This is a genomic window from Weissella uvarum (assembly GCF_016908785.1).
Taxonomy (GTDB): Bacteria; Bacillota; Bacilli; order Lactobacillales; family Lactobacillaceae; genus Weissella; species Weissella uvarum.
Map to the genome: position 1 here is coordinate 112,020 of NZ_JAFBEO010000002.1, position 17,068 is coordinate 129,087.

Annotated in this window: 13 protein-coding genes and 1 pseudogene; 1 reads left to right on the plus strand and 13 read right to left on the minus strand. The window is 41.2% G+C overall.

Annotation, left to right across the window (positions count from 1 at the left end; genetic code table 11):
• Nucleotides 1–17: 17 nt before the first annotated feature.
• Nucleotides 18–938, minus strand: a complete 921-nt coding sequence (xerD, locus tag JOC36_RS03085) for a site-specific tyrosine recombinase XerD (RefSeq protein ID WP_420825614.1) — start codon at nt 936–938, stop codon at nt 18–20.
• A 3-nt stretch (nt 939–941) separates the two neighbouring features.
• Nucleotides 942–1,814, minus strand: a complete 873-nt coding sequence (locus JOC36_RS03090; RefSeq protein ID WP_205145044.1) for a CvfB family protein — start codon at nt 1,812–1,814, stop codon at nt 942–944.
• Between the two features lie 187 nt (nt 1,815–2,001).
• Here JOC36_RS03090 and JOC36_RS03095 point away from each other — a divergent pair, with 187 nt between their 5' ends.
• Nucleotides 2,002–2,571: a hypothetical protein gene (locus tag JOC36_RS03095; protein WP_239517518.1), complete on the plus strand. Its 570-nt coding sequence runs from the start codon at nt 2,002–2,004 to the stop codon at nt 2,569–2,571.
• A gap of 37 nt (nt 2,572–2,608) precedes the next feature.
• Here the strand turns inward: JOC36_RS03095 and JOC36_RS03100 are convergent, their stop codons facing one another.
• The 11 genes and pseudogenes from JOC36_RS03100 to glmS form a co-directional block, all read right to left on the minus strand.
• Complete coding sequence (locus JOC36_RS03100) at nt 2,609–3,259, minus strand: hypothetical protein (protein ID WP_205145045.1); 651 nt, start codon at nt 3,257–3,259, stop codon at nt 2,609–2,611.
• Between the two features lie 86 nt (nt 3,260–3,345).
• Nucleotides 3,346–4,314, minus strand: a complete 969-nt coding sequence (locus JOC36_RS03105; RefSeq protein ID WP_205145046.1) for a cation:proton antiporter — start codon at nt 4,312–4,314, stop codon at nt 3,346–3,348.
• A gap of 93 nt (nt 4,315–4,407) precedes the next feature.
• Nucleotides 4,408–4,575, minus strand: coding sequence for a type II toxin-antitoxin system RelB/DinJ family antitoxin (locus tag JOC36_RS03110; RefSeq protein ID WP_205145047.1), 168 nt, complete (start codon nt 4,573–4,575; stop codon nt 4,408–4,410).
• Nucleotides 4,576–4,718: 143 nt separating this feature from the next.
• Nucleotides 4,719–5,165 (minus strand): annotated as a pseudogene (dtd, locus tag JOC36_RS03115) (D-aminoacyl-tRNA deacylase).
• Nucleotides 5,166–7,397, minus strand: a complete 2,232-nt coding sequence (locus JOC36_RS03120) for a RelA/SpoT family protein (protein ID WP_205145048.1) — start codon at nt 7,395–7,397, stop codon at nt 5,166–5,168.
• A gap of 171 nt (nt 7,398–7,568) precedes the next feature.
• Nucleotides 7,569–10,907 carry a DNA polymerase III subunit alpha gene (locus tag JOC36_RS03125; protein WP_205145049.1) on the minus strand — a complete coding sequence of 1,113 codons (3,339 nt, stop codon included), beginning with the start codon at nt 10,905–10,907 and terminating at the stop codon, nt 7,569–7,571.
• Between the two features lie 110 nt (nt 10,908–11,017).
• The gene (locus JOC36_RS03130) at nt 11,018–11,215 is read right to left on the minus strand and encodes a YjzD family protein (RefSeq protein WP_205145050.1); all 198 of its coding nucleotides are present in this window, start codon (nt 11,213–11,215) and stop codon (nt 11,018–11,020) included.
• Nucleotides 11,216–11,304: 89 nt separating this feature from the next.
• Nucleotides 11,305–11,802: a dihydrofolate reductase gene (locus JOC36_RS03135; protein ID WP_205145051.1), complete on the minus strand. Its 498-nt coding sequence runs from the start codon at nt 11,800–11,802 to the stop codon at nt 11,305–11,307.
• On the minus strand, nt 11,803–13,725 hold the full coding sequence (locus JOC36_RS03140; protein WP_205145052.1) for an ABC-F family ATP-binding cassette domain-containing protein: 1,923 nt from the start codon (nt 13,723–13,725) through the stop codon (nt 11,803–11,805).
• A 3-nt stretch (nt 13,726–13,728) separates the two neighbouring features.
• Nucleotides 13,729–14,946, minus strand: coding sequence for a CCA tRNA nucleotidyltransferase (locus tag JOC36_RS03145; protein WP_205145053.1), 1,218 nt, complete (start codon nt 14,944–14,946; stop codon nt 13,729–13,731).
• Nucleotides 14,947–15,143: 197 nt separating this feature from the next.
• Complete coding sequence (gene glmS, locus JOC36_RS03150) at nt 15,144–16,958, minus strand: glutamine--fructose-6-phosphate transaminase (isomerizing) (protein ID WP_205145054.1); 1,815 nt, start codon at nt 16,956–16,958, stop codon at nt 15,144–15,146.
• Between the last annotated feature and the right edge of the window lie 110 nt (nt 16,959–17,068).

Sequence of the window (17,068 nt, forward strand, 5' to 3'; positions counted from 1 at the left end):
TCCTCCCCTTTCACTAACTATGCACGTGGATGCGTCTTATCATACACTTCAGTTAGTCGTTTATCAGAAATATGTGTATAAATTTGGGTGGTTGAAATGTCTGAATGGCCCAATAATTCTTGAACAATTCGTAAATCAGCCCCATTTTCCAAAATATGCGTTGCAAAGGAATGCCGTAAGGTGTGCGGCGAAACATCCTTGGTAATGCCTGCTTGGCGCACCATCTGCTTGATTAATTTCCAAACACCTTGGCGGGTCAATTGCCGTCCATGATCATTTAAAAAGATCACATCAGCAACTTGTTGCTTACCTAAAAACGGCCGTCCTTCTGCCAAATAGCGACGTAACCAATCGGTTGCAATATCCCCGATTGGAATCACTCGCTCTTTATCACCTTTCCCCAAGGTTTTAATGAGCCCAATTTCCAAGTGTAAATCATCTAGTTTGAGATTCACAAGTTCACTGACCCGTAGCCCCGTGGCATACATGACCTCCAGCAAAGTGCGATTCCGTAAGCCCAACGGTGTATTGGTATCTGGCACTGCTAACAAAGCATCCACTTCATCCACAGTAAGTACTGCTGGTAAATGTTGCGCTTTCTTAGGTGGATCAACTTGATCCATTGGATTTTTCTCAATCATTTCTTGCGCATATGCATACTCGAAAAATTTTCGTAGAGACGAAACCATATGAATCACTGAATTTCGCGATTTACCTTCAGTTTCCAATTGTTTCAAAAAATCTAAAATGGTAAAACGATCAACATCATTTAAGGCACACGCATCTTTGGCTTTAATCAAGTACTGAAAAAGCTGTGTCAAATCTTGCTGATATGAAGTCCGTGTGTTGGCCGACAAGCCACGTTCCACAGTGACATAATGCAGATAATCAGCTAATTGATCAGTATATGGTCCGACCGTTGGTGCTTTTTGTGCCATCATTTATGCCTCATCATTCTCCGTTAAATAGACCCCATTTTCATCTTGGGTAATCAAACGTTGTTTATACAAATTGCCCAATGCGCGCTTAAATTGTCCCTTCGACATATTAAAATATTGCTTAATTGCCTTTGGATCAGACTTATCGTTATATGGCAACATATGCTTGGGGTTCGCCTTGAGTAGATTTAGAATCATTTGGGCATCATCGCCAATTGATTCATAAGCCCGTGGCCGTAATGATAGATTTAACGTGCCATCATCACGAACACCAATGACGCGAGCAGCGACATGTTCGCCCAAGCGTGGTTCGCGATAGCGTTCATCCGGATGGATAAAGCCAAAATGGTAATCATCCGTTAACACGTAAGTCCCAACCATTTTCAAACGATAAACGGTCGCCTTCACATTTTTATTTTGCATATTCTTCTTAGCTGGAACACGCATGGCTTGATAAACCTCAGCAGGAGCTAATTCCCCCCAAAGGCGTTCTTTATTATCAACACGCAAAGTGATTAACAATTGATCGCCACGTTGCGGCCATAACTCTTTTAAGGTTGGTAGCTCATCTAGTGATACCACGACATCCTTATCTGGCAAACCAATATCCACAAAAACGCCTAAATCACGACGAATATCTGTAACCGTACCATAAGCAAAATGTCCTAAGCGCACTGCTGGTATTTCTAAACTAAGCGCTAAATCATGTTGATTATTTTCATAAGTAAATCCTTCAACCACTTGTCCCACTTCAGCTGGTACATCTAACTGTTTTTTTTCAAGCGTATAAGTGATGCCATCAACTTGCGCAAAAAAAGCGGTTTGATTTTCATCAATAATTTTGGCTTGGACGACTTCGCCGACTGTGTGTGTCATCGCGTGTACTCCTTATATTCTTAACTTTATTTTTCGTTACTTGTAATTATTTATTCCAATAGTTTAGTGTAACAGAAATCAGCGATAATATCGCCTGCCATCGGTGAGATATTCAAAAGAAAAGTAGAAATTAGCATGCAAGCCCCCCGTGGATTTGCTAGAATGGATTGAATTATCATAAAGAAAGTTGGAAAACAATATGCAAGCAGTTGGTATGGAACCACAAGTATTAATTGATATCTTAGTTGGCGCTAAAAAAGGTGTTATCTATGATTTCAATACAGATCACCGCGGCGATTTACTCATCACATCATACGCCCTTAAGGAAACTGGCCTACCTTCTAACATGGCCGGGGCCGTTGTACAATTAGAAGACGTTGAAAAAACCGAAGATGGTCAATACATTTGGAAATTTAACCCAGATGTCAAATTAATTCGTCCCTTCAAGGTTCATGGCACAATGGAACTATTTGAAGTGCCAGATGAAAAAATTCAATACGAACCAACAAATTGGTTTAATGTTGAAGCAGAAAATGCCGGACACGAAAAAATTCAAAATTGGATGGCCGACTATATTGCTAAGCATCCTGACTTAGATCGGATTCCACGTGAAGACATCCCTGATGATATTGCTGAATTAGCAGCTTCATTTGATGATTGGCGTGCTGCTTACTTCTCATTTTTGTACAAGCCAACTAAAGCCCAGCGTAAAGAACTTCGGACACCACGTTACGAAGTAGAACCTAAAAAAGACTAATAAAAAAAGGAATCAATCATAACTGATTGATTCCTTTTTATTTTGCGCTGTAAATGGGAATCAAGTGATCTAACATAAACTGTCCAGTTTCACTATCTTCCTCGACTAACTTCAACTGAGGCACATCAGGCTTCTGTTGGCGATATTTATCCCAAAACGTCTGCACTGATGCTTTTAAATCGTCTGTCCAAGGTTCTAACATAAGGGCATATTCAACTTCATTATTTTGAATAATTTTTCCTAAGTAAGCTTTCTTAACATGCTTTTCTAACCATGGTGCTAGGCGGTCTTCCAACTGCAAATCATCTGTTTCTTGGTCATCAAGTGGCGCAAGTAGCGTTTTCGAATGAGGTGCAAAAGCATTTTTTGGTAAATAATGTTTTTGGTTCAGCATGATGCCCTGAATGCTATCAACTTCCAAAATATGGTACATCAATGCTTCAAAAGTCATCGTAAATACGGCTTCATCACCGGTTAACTGGGCCCAATTTGTGTATGCATCAATCGCTAACTGTTGTGCATCACCATTTACTGGCACCAAATCAAAATCATAGGTGTCATCCGTTTCGTGTCCGCGAACTAACAATGTGGCATCCGCCAATAGCCGATGTAACTGTTCGTTTTGGACATCTAGTTCGTCAACATCCAATGCTTTGAGCAAAGCATCGTTCATAATTGGCTGAATCATTCTCTATCCTCTTTCGTCTATCCGATATTCAGACACTAGTATACTGCATTTACCTGATCGATAGCAATTTGGACCGCACAACTTTTCTAGTCAGTCACTTTGTTCAAAAGTGGTCGCAACATAATTGGGGCAATAATCGTCGACAAAATAATCACAATCACAAAGCTTGAGAATTCCATTTCATTAATGATATTAGCCCCCAAACCAATTTGAACAATGACGAGCGCCATCTCACCACGTGACACCATTCCAGCACCAACCGCACGACTATCGACCGCACTGATTCCACCGAGACGGGCTCCCCAAACCGAACCAAAATACTTTGTTGCCACAGCAGCAACTGTTAGAATAACCAATAATAAAATTTCATTCATGAAATTATCAAAGCTAATCATCAAACCGATTGAGCCAAAGAAAATGGGGAACAAAGTCCATTTTCCAAAAGTATCACTCAACTCCAGGAATTTATCCGAGTGAGCCCAACGGCGCATCAAAATACCGACGGCAAAAGCGACTAATGGCATCACTGAATCTAAGCCTAAACCTGATCCACCCAAGAACATGGTAAAGACAGCTACTAACAACAACGCGATAATATCATCCAGTACCGCTGCCCCCAAAATCACAGCTCCTGGTGTACTCGTCAACTTTCCCTGCTCATTGAGCACCGCCAAAGTAATTGAAACTGATGTTGCGGCAAAGACAATTCCCCAAAAAATTGCCGTCTTCCAGTTAATCCCAAAGACTAAGGCTAAAGCTGGGAAAACAATTAAAGGTAGCAAAACCCCAAAGATAGCTGCCAAAGATGCTGGCTTCATATTCTCTTTTAATTGTTTCACATCAGTTTCGAGTCCCGCATTCAACATTAGCAAAAGCACGCCCAACTCCCCAAACGTATGGATACTGTGGAGGCTTGGTACCCAATTTAACATAGCTGGTCCCACAACGATTCCAGCAATCAATTGACCTACCACATTTGATAGGCCCAACTTAGTGGCAATTTTCCCCCCCACTAGTGCAGCAACAATTAAAATTAAAAACGCAATAATTTGCATACTCCCTCACTTTCTCTAAAAAAAATACTTCAAGAATGACTATTCCCCCAAATAGTCGATCTTGAAGCATTTTGCTCAACCGAAGTTTTTTATTTACTTTCCTGAAAACAAGTTATCAAATGGTGATTGACCTGTATTAGCAACTTGCGTCAAAAAGATCTTAATTGCAGTTTGAGTCGTTAACCCTTGTGCTTTAAAGATTTCATCGGCTTTATCCTTAACACTGTCTTCAACGCGAAGTTGAATCAACTTTTCTGACATAACATTCTCCCCTTTTTATGATTAAGTTAATTACATGTACCATTATAACAAATTCCGAAAGAATTTTCTTTCAAAAAAATTACAAATACATAAAACTTATATTAACATACGTTATATCCAGTCGCAACATTCACATCAACGTATCATTTATTTTCAGTATCCAGTACAAGGGTCGCCGGCCCCTCATTCACTAAAGCAACTTGCATATCGGCACCAAAACGGCCTGTCGCAACGGCTAGACCCGTCTCACGCAATTTAGCATTAAAGGTCTCGTACATTTACTTGGCAAAGTCAGGCGCTCCAGCATCGGTGAAACTAGGCCGATTTCCCTTACGCGTATTGGCATACAATGTAAATTGAGAGATTGATAATATTGAACCACCTACATCTCTTATACTTAAGTTCATTTTTGATGATGCGTCTTCAAAAAATCTTAAATTCACTATCTTGCGAACTAGATAATCGACATCCTCAAGCGTGTCCGAATCTCGGATAGCCACCAATAAAACATAACCTATACCAATCTGGCCCAAGCACTCATCATCCACTGAAACTTCTGCAGATTTCACACGTTGTAGCACAATTTTCATTTATTTAAACACTCGCTCAACTTCATAAATATCAGGCACACTGCGAATAACGTCCATTAAATGTTCCAGTTGATCTAAATTACGCACACCAACAGTTAACGAAATATGGGCTTCATTTTTATTTTCAATCCGACCATTGATTGATAATAACTTCTTCGTATTCGCGGTTACGGCCCGCATGACATCACTTAATAATTTTTCACGGTTCATACCACGAACACTTAAGTCGGCCTCAAATTCTTCATTATTAACCTCAGCCTGCTCATCCCAAGTCACATCGATTAAACGTTGGCCTTGATCAGCGGCTGCTTGTAAATTCGGACATCCAAGCCGGTGGACTGAAACCCCCCGGCCGCGCGTAATATAACCTTTGATTGCATCCCCCGGCACTGGCGTACAACAGTGTCCTAAGCGAATTAATAGATTATCCACACCATCAATAACCACCCGATCTTTTTTCCCACGTTGCTCTTTATCAGGCTTGCTATCATTTTCAATGGTCTCGTGTTCTTCTAGAATCGCCTTCTGCTCGGCTTCTTGTCGTTCAACTTCTAACTCAGCTCGCTTAGCTTCTGTAAATTTATTTGCAACACCCTGTGGTTTAGTGTCACCAAAACCAATACTAGCGTAGAGATCATCTGGACTATTGAAATGCGTTTTTTCAGTCGCCACAGCTTCGTTTTCAGGCGTTAAAATTTCAACCGGATTGTAGCCTTCGTTTTTTAACCAATCAGTTAACATGGCCTTACCAGCTTCAACATTTTCGTCACGATCCTGTTTACGGAAATATTGTCGAATTTTATTGCGGGCACGGCGCGTTGACACTAAATCAAGCCAATCACGGCTGGGCTTAGCAGTTGGTGAAGTGATAATCTCAACGATATCCCCAGTCTTTAGTTGATAATCCAATGGCACGATATGTTCATTAACCCGCGCCCCAGTTGTATGATTACCAATATTTGTGTGAATAGCATAGGCCATATCTAATGGTCCGGATCCTTTAGCCAACTCAATCACATCACCTTGTGGAGTAAAAGCGTACACGCGATCTGAGAATAGATCTCCTTTAACGGATTCCATAAAGTCATCGGCATCACGGGCATCATCTTTCAAATCTAGGATACCTTGAATCACATTCAACTTTTGTTCATCGTTGTCTGATACATCTGCACCATCAGTATTACCCTCTTTATAGGCCCAATGGGCAGCAACTCCATATTCAGCCACTTCATGCATTTGATGGGTCCGAATCTGCACTTCCAAAGGCCGTCCACTCGGTCCAATCACCGTTGTATGTAACGATTGATAACCATTAGCCTTTGGTAACGCAATGTAATCCTTAAACCGCCCCGGCATTGGTGTCCAACGGGCATGGATTGAGCCTAAGACCGCGTAACAATCTGGAATGGAATCCACGATAACCCGAATTGCTGATAAATCATAAATCTCATCAAAGTTCTTTTTCTTATCCACCATCTTACGATAGATAGAATAAATATGCTTTGGTCGTCCATAGACATCTACATTTTCCAAGTGCAAGTCTTGAATAGTTTGTTCGATTTCTGCCACAGCTTGTTCAACAATGTCCAGGCGTTCTTGCCGGCGCATTTTCATGGCACTGGCGATTTCATGATACGCTTCTGAGTCCAAATAGCGTAAAGATAAATCTTCCAGTTCCCATTTAATCGTCATAATACCTAAACGATCAGCCAAAGGTGCGTAAATCTCTAACGTCTCTGAAGCAATTCGTTTTTGCTTTTCAGGCCGCAAGGCATCCAGCGTACGCATATTATGTAAACGATCGGCTAATTTTACAATAATCACCCGAATATCGTTTGACATGGCTAAGAGCAGCTTACGATGATTTTCGGCCAACTGCTCACGAGATGACTTATATTTAATTTTTGAAATTTTGGAAACGCCATCAACAATGTTGGCCACATCCGCCCCAAATTGGTCCGTTAATTGTTCCAGCGTTGCGTCAGTATCTTCAATGACATCATGCAAATAACCAGCTGCAATGGTGTCTGCATCCATTTTTAGGTCAGCCAGAATCCCAGCAACCTGGATGGGGTGCATAATATACGGCTCACCAGACTGACGGCTTTGATTTTCATGTAAATTTGCAGCGAAAGCATATGCCCGATCGACCTTATCGACCTGGTCAGCATCCATATAACTAGCAACAGTTTGATGCACATCTTCTGCTGTAACAACTTTTGCTTCTACCATATTATTCCCCAATTCGTTTATGAAGCGCTTTTTAATTCAGTAAATCATTTTATTCATATTATTGTAACGCATGTCGCACTATCCTTATAGCTTACTTTTCAAATTGTAAAGTATTTGTTACCAAAGGCAGCGCTAGCAAAAAAAGGTTTACAACCAACGCGTGTTGTAAACCTATTCTGTTGACGCTTTAAACACCACATTATTTTGACCTAATAATCCCTGTAAAGCTTGTTGAGTTGCTGGCTGATTATCTAGACGTTGATTATCCGCTAGAACAATCTTTTTGCCAGTTTGCTCATCCACCACCAAAACCGGGTTAGTTCCATGATGTTGACTAATAATGTTTTGAAGCTCCTGTAACACTGCTTCAGACGGAGCAGCTGCCGGTATTCTCAAGAACCAACGGCCAGTAACTGAATTAGTCTCAGACTCAGCACCAGCTGGCGCCTGCGCTAAGCTAATGTGATTGGCAATCACCTGTAAAGCATCCCGACCACGCTGTTGCTCAACTTTACCTTCAATTAATAGGGTCACCCCTGCTTTCAGTTCAAAGTTAAGTTGTTGGAATAAGCGGGGGAATACCGTAATCGATATTTCGCCCGTTAAATCCATCACATCCACAAAAGCCATCTGATCGCCTTTTTTAGTCCGAATCACTTTCACATTTTGAATATAACCAATCAGCTTAGCATGTTCCATACCCGTAACCAAAGTATTAATATCTTGATGCGCTTGACCAAGATAAGCTTCAATTGGATGGCCACTTAAATAAACACCAAGATAATCATGTTCATATGCCAATTTCTCAGAATCCGAAAAGTCGGCAATATCACGGACTTTAGGCGTCAAGGTCTTAAAAAGTGACATTGAATCACCAGCTAAACCGACTGCATCTAGATAAGCCTGCAATGATTCCAATAAAGCCCGTCGATTTGAGTTAAATTCATCGAACGCTCCAACATAAACCAACGGCTCTAATTGAGCAACTTTTCGATATTTATTAGGTAAACTACCTATAAATTGCGTCAAGTCAGCAAACCCATGGTGCTCCTGTCGAGCCGTGATAATCGCTTCACGAAAATCCCGACGCAAGCCACTAATTGATGCTAGTCCCATCTGTAATTGACCTTGCTGGTTAACACTGTAACCTTGCCAGCTTTGGTTAATGCTAGGTCCTTTCACTGTGACCCCTGCAGAACGTGCTTCAGCAATATATGTGCTAATCTTTGTCTTATCAGCAATTGCATCATTTAAAACCGCTTTGAAGAAAGCCAATGGATAATGCACCTTTACATAGGCAATTTGAAAAGCTAACTTAGAATATGCCACCGCATGCGAACGGTTGAAGCCATACTGCGCAAAAGTCTCAATATAACTATAAACTTCTTGGGCTAATTGTTCCGTATGTCCCAGCTTAATTGCACCGGCCACAAAATCATCCTTTAAAGTTGCTAACTTATTTGAATCTTTTTTCGACATCGCCCGTCGTAACAAATCGGCTTGTCCCAATGAAAAACCAGCAAATTGCTCAGCTACTCGCATCACTTGCTCTTGATATACAATAATGCCATACGTAGGCGCTAGAATTTCTTCTAAGCTTGGATCTGGCACGGCTTGTGCTTCTTGACCATGTTTTCGCGCAATAAAGTGGCCAATATTTTGACTTGGACCGGGTCGAAAGAGCGCATTTGCTGCCACGATATCCTCAAAACTATCCGGATGCATTTGACGTAGCATATTCTTCATGCCCGCTGACTCAAATTGGAAAACCCCATTGGTTTGTCCTTTTTGAAACAAGGCCAAGGTTTGCGGATCATTTAAATCAATTTCATTAATATTAAAATCAGGCGTTTGTTTTTGGACTTCGCGTAAAGCTGTATCCAAAATATTTAAGTTAGAAAGGGCTAAGAAATCCATTTTAAGCATGCCTAACGCTTCAACTGGCCCTTTCGGGAATTGGGTCACTAAGCGACCATCTTCACCTAATTGCACCGGAATTGTTTCTTGAATAGGCGTTGCAGATAAGACTACCCCCGCCGCATGGAGGGAAGCATTACGTGGCAACCCTTCTAACCGTTTCGCAGTATCAAATAAAAGTTCACCATCGACTGGCAAATCGTATAAAGCATTCCGAAACGCCTGTGATTCTTGATAAGCAGCATCCAGTGTCAAATTTAACTGACGTGGAATCGTCTTGGATAGTTGATCAATTTGACTTGGATTTAAACCAAAGACTCGAGCTACATCACGAATAACAGCTCGTGCACTCATCGTCGAAAAGGTAATAATCTGTGCAACTTGTTCATGCCCATATTTTTCGTGCAAATAGTTCAAGACTTGTTCCCGACGATTGTCTGGAATATCAATATCTATATCCGGCATTTGAGCCCGTTCGGGATTCAAAAAACGTTCAAAGAGTAAATCATACTGAATTGGATCGACATCGGTAATTCCCAATGCATAAGCCACGAGTGAACCCGCAACTGATCCACGTCCGGGGCCAGTGCGAATATCTTCTTGATGCATGTAATTCATGACATCCCACACAATCAAAAAGTAGTCATCAAAGCCTAATTCATCAATAACGCTCAATTCATAAGCTAAACGCTCTTGATATTTTTCATCCGAATCCGGAACCCGTTGCATTAAGCCTTGCTGGGCTAATTGTTGTAAATATTGCTTGGGCGTTGTATCAGCCGGTAAATCAATTGATGGTAAATTGTTACTTTGCACCTTGGGCTCAAAAAAGCTATGCTCAGCCAACCAATCTGACATAGCAACTGCATCACTTAACCCGGCTTGGTTAAAGGCATTCGCCCAATCATTAGCTTCTGGTAAATAACCTTCTGCAGGCTGAGCCTGTACCTGGCCAATATTTTGAATTACCTCACCCTGCCCAATTTTTTCAATAACTTCTAACGCAAAATGATCTTGAGGTTCAGCATAGGCCACTTCTTGAAAAGCAACAAAAGGAATTGACTGTGCCTGTGCCAATTGCCGTAAACTAGCTAAACGCTCCGATGCCATTTGTGGACTAACACCAATCAAGAGATGTTCTGCTGGCACAATGGCTTGTGTCGCCTCCAAAAGTTGTGCCGCCTCCGTTTCTCCTGAACTTAGCAGTACTGATAATTCACTAACCGTTGGAAAAACGACATACAAACCTTCCAATAAGTCTTGGATATCGGCAAGCGTTGGTTGTTGTGTCTGTGTCATCACCCGACTACTTAACGCCAAAAGATTGGCATAACCAGTCTGATTTTCAACTAGAAAAACAAGCGGATAAGTCTGTGATAGCACCGTTCCCGTCAGATTAGCGGTTAAGCCCATGATTGGTTTAATATCACTCTTTTGTGCTTCTTGATAAAAATCATTTAGGCCATACAATGTGTTAATGTCAGTCAAGGCAACTGCTGAATAACCCTTTTGTTTCGCTGCTTGTACCAATTGTTGTGGCAGCATCGGGCTTTTTAGCAAACTATAGGCTGACGTTGTTTTTAATGGTACCATCACGTCCCTCCTTTCTAGCATCGCTTTTAATTTAGTGCTTTAATCATAGCATTTTTAGGAAAAAACAGAAAATAAAAAAACCAATCTCATAAAAGATTGATTTCTTTTCTTTAATCTTGATGTTGATGGATTTTTGGCGTTGATGACTTTGAAATCAACAACGCAACGATTGCTGCCACTGAAGCAATGATTGCTGAAAACAGCGAAACAGTCGTTGCATCATAACTCACTGCCATTAAGGCACTCGCAATATAACCTAAGACCTCACCCAAAATAAAGGTCCAAAAGAACAATGTTACATACTTCATAAGCTTCACCACCTATCCAATCATTTACCTATAGTTTACGCCTTTTTTTGCAAGAAGTCATGTTTCATGTGAAGAAAAACGCAATTTGATTAACGTCGGGTATAAGCTACCGTTTCAAAATCATAATCATCCTCATCATTATGCACACCTTGCGCGATTTGTTCACCTTGCCAAACCGTCTTATCAACTGTTGGCATCTGGACATCACCGGTAAAGTCAGTATCTAAATACGTAACATACAGTGTATTGGCAACATCATAGAAGGCCTCATAAATTGGCTTACCACCGATTACCGCCAAATCTTGGTCAGCAGCTTCCATCAATTCTAATACCTCAGCCACGGAGTAAACCTTTTGAAAGCCTTCTGGTACAACCAAATCGTGATCATGCGTTAATACTAAATTGGTCCGTTTAGGCAATGGCCGACCATTAAAACTTTCCATCGTATGACGCCCCATCACCACAATTTTATTCAAAGTTAACTTCTTAAAGAGTTGTAAATCAGATTTTTCATGCCAAGGAATCGCACGCTTTAGGGCAATTGTGCCATCATTCGTCTGCGCCCAAATCATTGAAATATTTCCCATTTATTCATCCTCCATGCGTTCAGATAATTCTGCCCAACGATCCATTTTTGCTTCTAAATCAGCATTTGTTGCATCTAACTCACGTTGTAAATCACCTAATTTGGTGAAATCGGCCCCATTCTCATTCATTGCGCCTTCAATTTCTTCAACTTTAGCCTCAAGCTGGGCAATCTCATCTTCAATCGTTTCCCATTCGTGCTTTTCAGCCCAAGTTAGTTTCTTCTTTTTAGGCGCTTCTGCTACTGGCTTAACTTCATCGGCCGGTTGTTCTGACACTGGCGTTGCATTTTCCTTAGCATTCACGGGTGCATTTTCAAAGGTTGGTGCACCATACTGCTTCAAATAATCAGAGAAAAGCCCATCATAACGGCTAATCCGACCTTGACCATGCAGAATCAACAAATGATCAGCCACTTTATCCAAGAAGTAACGATCATGCGACACCGTAATGACCGTACCCACGAACTTTTGTAAATAATCTTCCAAAACCGTTAACGTACTAATATCCAAATCATTCGTTGGCTCGTCTAATAACAAAACATTTGGCGCTTGCATTAAGAGCTTAAGCAAGTAAAGCCGCCGCTTTTCGCCCCCAGACAACTTACGAATCAAGGTACCATGCATCATGCTTGGAAACAAAAATTGTTCCAATAATTCTGAAACTGAGACCCGGTTACCATCTTGGTCGGTGACACTCTCAGCAACATCACTCAAATATTCAATGACCCGCTTGTCTTCAGGAATTGGCTCAGTTTGCTGCGTATAAAAAGCCATGCGGACTGTCTCACCAATATCAACAATTCCTGAATCTAATGGCTGACGTCCTGCAATCACATTCAACAAAGTTGACTTCCCAGTTCCATTTGGTCCTGTAATCCCAATCCGTTGATGCGCTTGGATCAATTCATTAAAATCATCCAAGATAACTTTATCATCAAATTTCAAATCAGCATGTTCAACATTAATAACCTTTTTCCCCAAGCGTGACTGTCCTAGTGACACCTCCACTTCATCATCAAGTTGCAAGGTTCCACGCTTGTCGGCAATTTCAGCAAAGCGATTTTCACGAGCCTTTTGCTTAGTTGACCGGGCCTTTGTGCCCGTCTTCATCCAAGCCAATTCTTTTTTATATAATTGTTCATTTTTATGATCCGCAACCTTAGATGCGGCAACCCGTTCAGCCTTGGCTTCAACGAAAGCTTGATAGTTACCGGTATATTCATATAGATGACCGAATGAAAGTTCAAAAATACGATTCGTCACATTATCCAAGAAATAACGATCATGCGTTACCGTCATCACGGCCCCACGATATTCACTTAGATATTTTTCCAACCAAGCAATGGAATCGAAATCCAAATGATTCGTTGGTTCATCCAATAGCAATAAATCAGGGGCCTGAATTAGCACTTGGGCTAAGCCCACACGCTTACGTTGCCCACCAGATAATTGGCCAACTTTTAAATTCAAATCAGGCAAATGCAATTGCGTGAGAATAGCTTTCACTTCTGATTCAGCTAGCCAAGCATCATCTTGATCCATTTGCGCTTGTAAACGCGTAAAATTAGCTTCAACTTTCTTATCCTCAGGATTGGTGGCATATGCATCCAGAGCAGCCTCATAATCACGAATCAACTGAAAAACTGGTTGTGCACCAGAAAAAATGGCATCTAGTACCTTTTTATTATCATCTAATTGTGGATCTTGTTGTAAATACCCAATCGTATAATCGTTTGGTGTCTCAATCGTGCCTGAATCGGCTGGGTTTACCCCGGCAATGGCATTAAGGAGTGTTGTTTTTCCTGATCCATTAACCCCAATCACCCCAATCCGATCACCGGTTTCAACTAGGAATGAGACATGATCTAGTTGTGTTTTTTCACCATAGACACTGGTTAAATCTGTTGCACGTAGTTGTTTCATAGTTTACTTCTTTTCTTTATTCGTTAATTCAACAATGCGATAAAGCAATGCTGTTTTATCATTAGCAATTTGGTTTTCAACGACCTCATGCTCAACCTGACTTAATAATTGCCCAATTTGCGGACCTGGTTGCATTTGTAGAGTCTGCATTAAATCCGCCCCCGTTACAGCCAATTCCTTCTTACTATGAATTGGTAAGGCATCATAACGTTGCGCCAAACGATCTGTATCCACGACTAATTCAGATAAATCAGCAACTGCCAATGCGGTTTGAATGTCTGACCCCACGGAATAAAGCTGCCAATTTGAGACATCGTCTAAGCGCAATGCGTTCAAAAGCGTGATACTGCGGCTAGCCGTATTAATCATCTCACGACTATGCTTCCATTGGCGCAAGAAACTGGCTGTGTCATCGGGCGTCAAACCTAATTCAAAGGCGAGTAACACCCATGCTTGTTGGTCATTTGCCGGCTGGGCCTGTTTCAATAAATCCGCATAGCCCAACAAATCAATATCAGCTGCCTCTAACCCATACATATATAAATTAAGTCGTCCCCGCAAAAGTTCCAAGAGACCATAATTTGCTGCTGGTCCTTGCATCAATTTTGTAAATTCAACATTCACGCGTTCAACAGAAATATGCGCCAATAGTTGCGCATTATCTTTAATCGCGGCTTGCGTCTCTGGTTCAATTTCAAAACCTAATTGAGCAGCAAAACGAGCGGCTCGCATCATTCGTAAAGCATCTTCGTGAAAGCGTTCTTCGGGCTTACCAACTGCTCGTAAAATATGGTGTTCTAAGTCCTGTAGCCCATCAAATAAATCGACAACTGTACCATCTGGCTTTAAGGCTAAAGCATTGACCGTAAAATCACGTCGCTTTAAATCTTCCTCTAACGAACGAACAAAAGTCACTTCGTCTGGGCGCCGATAATCAGTATAATCTGATTCCGTTCGGAATGTCGTTGTTTCATATCCCTGCCCATGATCTAAAATCATGACCGTTCCATGTTCAATCCCGGTATCAACCGTCTTTTTAAATAAAGCTTTCACCTCGGCTGGAAAAGCTGACGTTGCAATATCGACATCATGGATAGGCTTGTTTAATAAGGTATCACGTACCGAGCCACCGACAAAATAAGCTTCATAACCGGCAGCTTCCAATGTTTGTAAGATTGGTAAAGCGGCTTCAAACTCCGCAGGTAATGATGCTAATTTCATGGCACTCTCCTTTTAGTTGCGCATCAAGTTAATTGATGTTATCACGTTTTAATTCTAATTCATTATAGCAGTTTTTAAGCGCCCTGCGAGCCTGGTTCCACTTAAAAAAAACAAACTAATTGTAGCATGTAGTAAAAAAACACATTAAACGATTCCACGCCAGCGTGTCTCATCAAATGTGTTTTAGTTTAATTTGTTTATTGCACAGTCACTGACTTAGCCAAGTTACGAGGATGGTCAACATCCAAACCACGTAGCTTTGAAGTATAGTAAGCAAGTAATTGTGTTGGTACAACCGCTAGCAATGGCGCTAGCAATGGATCAACATCTGGCAAAACATAGCCATTGTCACCATCTTCAGCCAAAGCCTTAGTTGTAATTGTGTAAGTATTTGCACCACGTGCTTCAGTTTCAGCAATATTACCACGAACCAAACCAGCCGTCTTTGGTTGCGTCATCAAAGCAATAACTGGTGTACCATCTTCAATCAATGCCAAAGTACCATGCTTCAATTCACCAGCGGCAAATCCTTCAGCTTGTACATATGAAACTTCCTTAAGCTTCAAGGCAGCTTCAAGAGATACATCCGCATCAGCACCACGGCCAATGTAGAAAGTGCTGTGAGCTGGAACAAGCAACTTTTGTGCGACTTCTTCGAAGACAGCCTTATCGTCAACAATTGCTTGAATATCAACCGCAATCTTTGATAGTTCTTGTTCAAGATCTAGATCAGTCCGATCTGATAATGCATAGGCCAAAATAGATTGCAAGGCAACTTGGGCAACATACGCCTTAGTTGAAGCCACGGCAATTTCTGGTCCAGCATACAAAGGCAATGCATAAGTAGCTTCACGCCACAAAGTTGACTTTTCAACGTTAGTCATCGTCAATGACTTGAAGCCAGCACGGTTAACGTTTTGCAAAACTTCACGTGAGTCAGCTGTTTCCCCAGATTGTGAAAGGAAGATAAAGAATGGCTTGTCTGAAAGTAGTGGTTGCTCATAAGCAAATTCTGAAGAAACATGCACTTCAGTTGGTACACCAGCCCACTTTTCAAACATCCGCGCACCAATCAAACCAGCATGGTAAGATGTTCCAGCTGCAATGATATAAATACGATCAGATGCCTTAACGTCCTCAAGCAATTGATCACCAATCAAAATTTCACCATTATCACCAAAATACTTATCAAGCAAGCGACGAATGGCAACTGGTTGCTCATCGATTTCCTTAAGCATGTAGTACTCGTAAGTACCCTTATCAGTTTCAGAAGCATCAATATCCACATGGAATGGTTCACGATGAATTTCGTTACCATCCTTATCGAACAGTTGAACAGATTCTGGCTTAATAATACCAATTTCATCGTCATTTAATTCAATGAAGTCGTGCGTTTCATCAAGCATGGCAACCGCATCAGAAGTTACAACATTGAAGTCTTTTCCAATTCCAATCAAAAGTGGTGACTTACGCTTAGCAACATACATCGTGTCAGGCTCTTGGTCATCCATCAACAAGAAACCGTACGCTGAATTATCAGCCAAAAGACTAGTCATCTTTTGCAAAGCATCAAACGTAGAAAGTCCTTCATCAACAAACTTAGCCACCAATTGCACGGCCACTTCTGTGTCAGTATCAGAAACAAATGGTACATCTGTTAAATACTTATGCTTCAATTCAAGATAGTTTTCAATCACCCCGTTGTGCACAAGATAGAAGCGCTCGTTGGCACTACGTTGTGGGTGTGCATTTTCAACAGATGGGCTACCATGTGTGGCCCAACGAGTGTGAGCAATACCAGATGTTCCCTTAACTTCAGAACGATCGACCAAATCAGCTAATTCAGAGACACGGCCCTTTTCTTTCACCCATTGGTCCTCGTTATCAGCAACATCAGGCACAAAGATACCAGCTGAATCATAACCCCGGTACTCTAGCTTTTGTAGTCCTTTCAAAAGGATTGGCGCTGATTGATAATTTAATCCAGTATAACCAACAATTCCACAATACATATTTATAATCTCCTTACCTAGAAGCTTTTACTTTTATTATTACAAACTTCATTGTAACAGAGCTAAAATGGTATAGTCAACAAAATATCGTTTGGATTGGTATAGAACAA

Excerpts from the sequence above, each read along its gene's own strand:
- glmS (WP_205145054.1), bottom strand. The coding sequence starts at position 16,958 with ATGTATTGTGGAATTGTTGGTTATACTGGATTAAATTATCAATCAGCG.
- JOC36_RS03110 (WP_205145047.1), bottom strand. The coding sequence starts at position 4,575 with ATGTCAGAAAAGTTGATTCAACTTCGCGTTGAAGACAGTGTTAAGGAT.
- xerD (WP_420825614.1), bottom strand. The coding sequence starts at position 938 with ATGGCACAAAAAGCACCAACGGTCGGACCATATACTGATCAATTAGCT.
- JOC36_RS03125 (WP_205145049.1), bottom strand. The coding sequence starts at position 10,907 with ATGGTACCATTAAAAACAACGTCAGCCTATAGTTTGCTAAAAAGCCCG.
- JOC36_RS03135 (WP_205145051.1), bottom strand. The coding sequence starts at position 11,802 with ATGGGAAATATTTCAATGATTTGGGCGCAGACGAATGATGGCACAATT.
- JOC36_RS03140 (WP_205145052.1), bottom strand. The coding sequence starts at position 13,725 with ATGAAACAACTACGTGCAACAGATTTAACCAGTGTCTATGGTGAAAAA.
- JOC36_RS03120 (WP_205145048.1), bottom strand. The coding sequence starts at position 7,397 with ATGGTAGAAGCAAAAGTTGTTACAGCAGAAGATGTGCATCAAACTGTT.
- JOC36_RS03100 (WP_205145045.1), bottom strand. The coding sequence starts at position 3,259 with ATGATTCAGCCAATTATGAACGATGCTTTGCTCAAAGCATTGGATGTT.
- JOC36_RS03090 (WP_205145044.1), bottom strand. The coding sequence starts at position 1,814 with ATGACACACACAGTCGGCGAAGTCGTCCAAGCCAAAATTATTGATGAA.
- JOC36_RS03145 (WP_205145053.1), bottom strand. The coding sequence starts at position 14,946 with ATGAAATTAGCATCATTACCTGCGGAGTTTGAAGCCGCTTTACCAATC.
- JOC36_RS03130 (WP_205145050.1), bottom strand. The coding sequence starts at position 11,215 with ATGAAGTATGTAACATTGTTCTTTTGGACCTTTATTTTGGGTGAGGTC.
- JOC36_RS03105 (WP_205145046.1), bottom strand. The coding sequence starts at position 4,314 with ATGCAAATTATTGCGTTTTTAATTTTAATTGTTGCTGCACTAGTGGGG.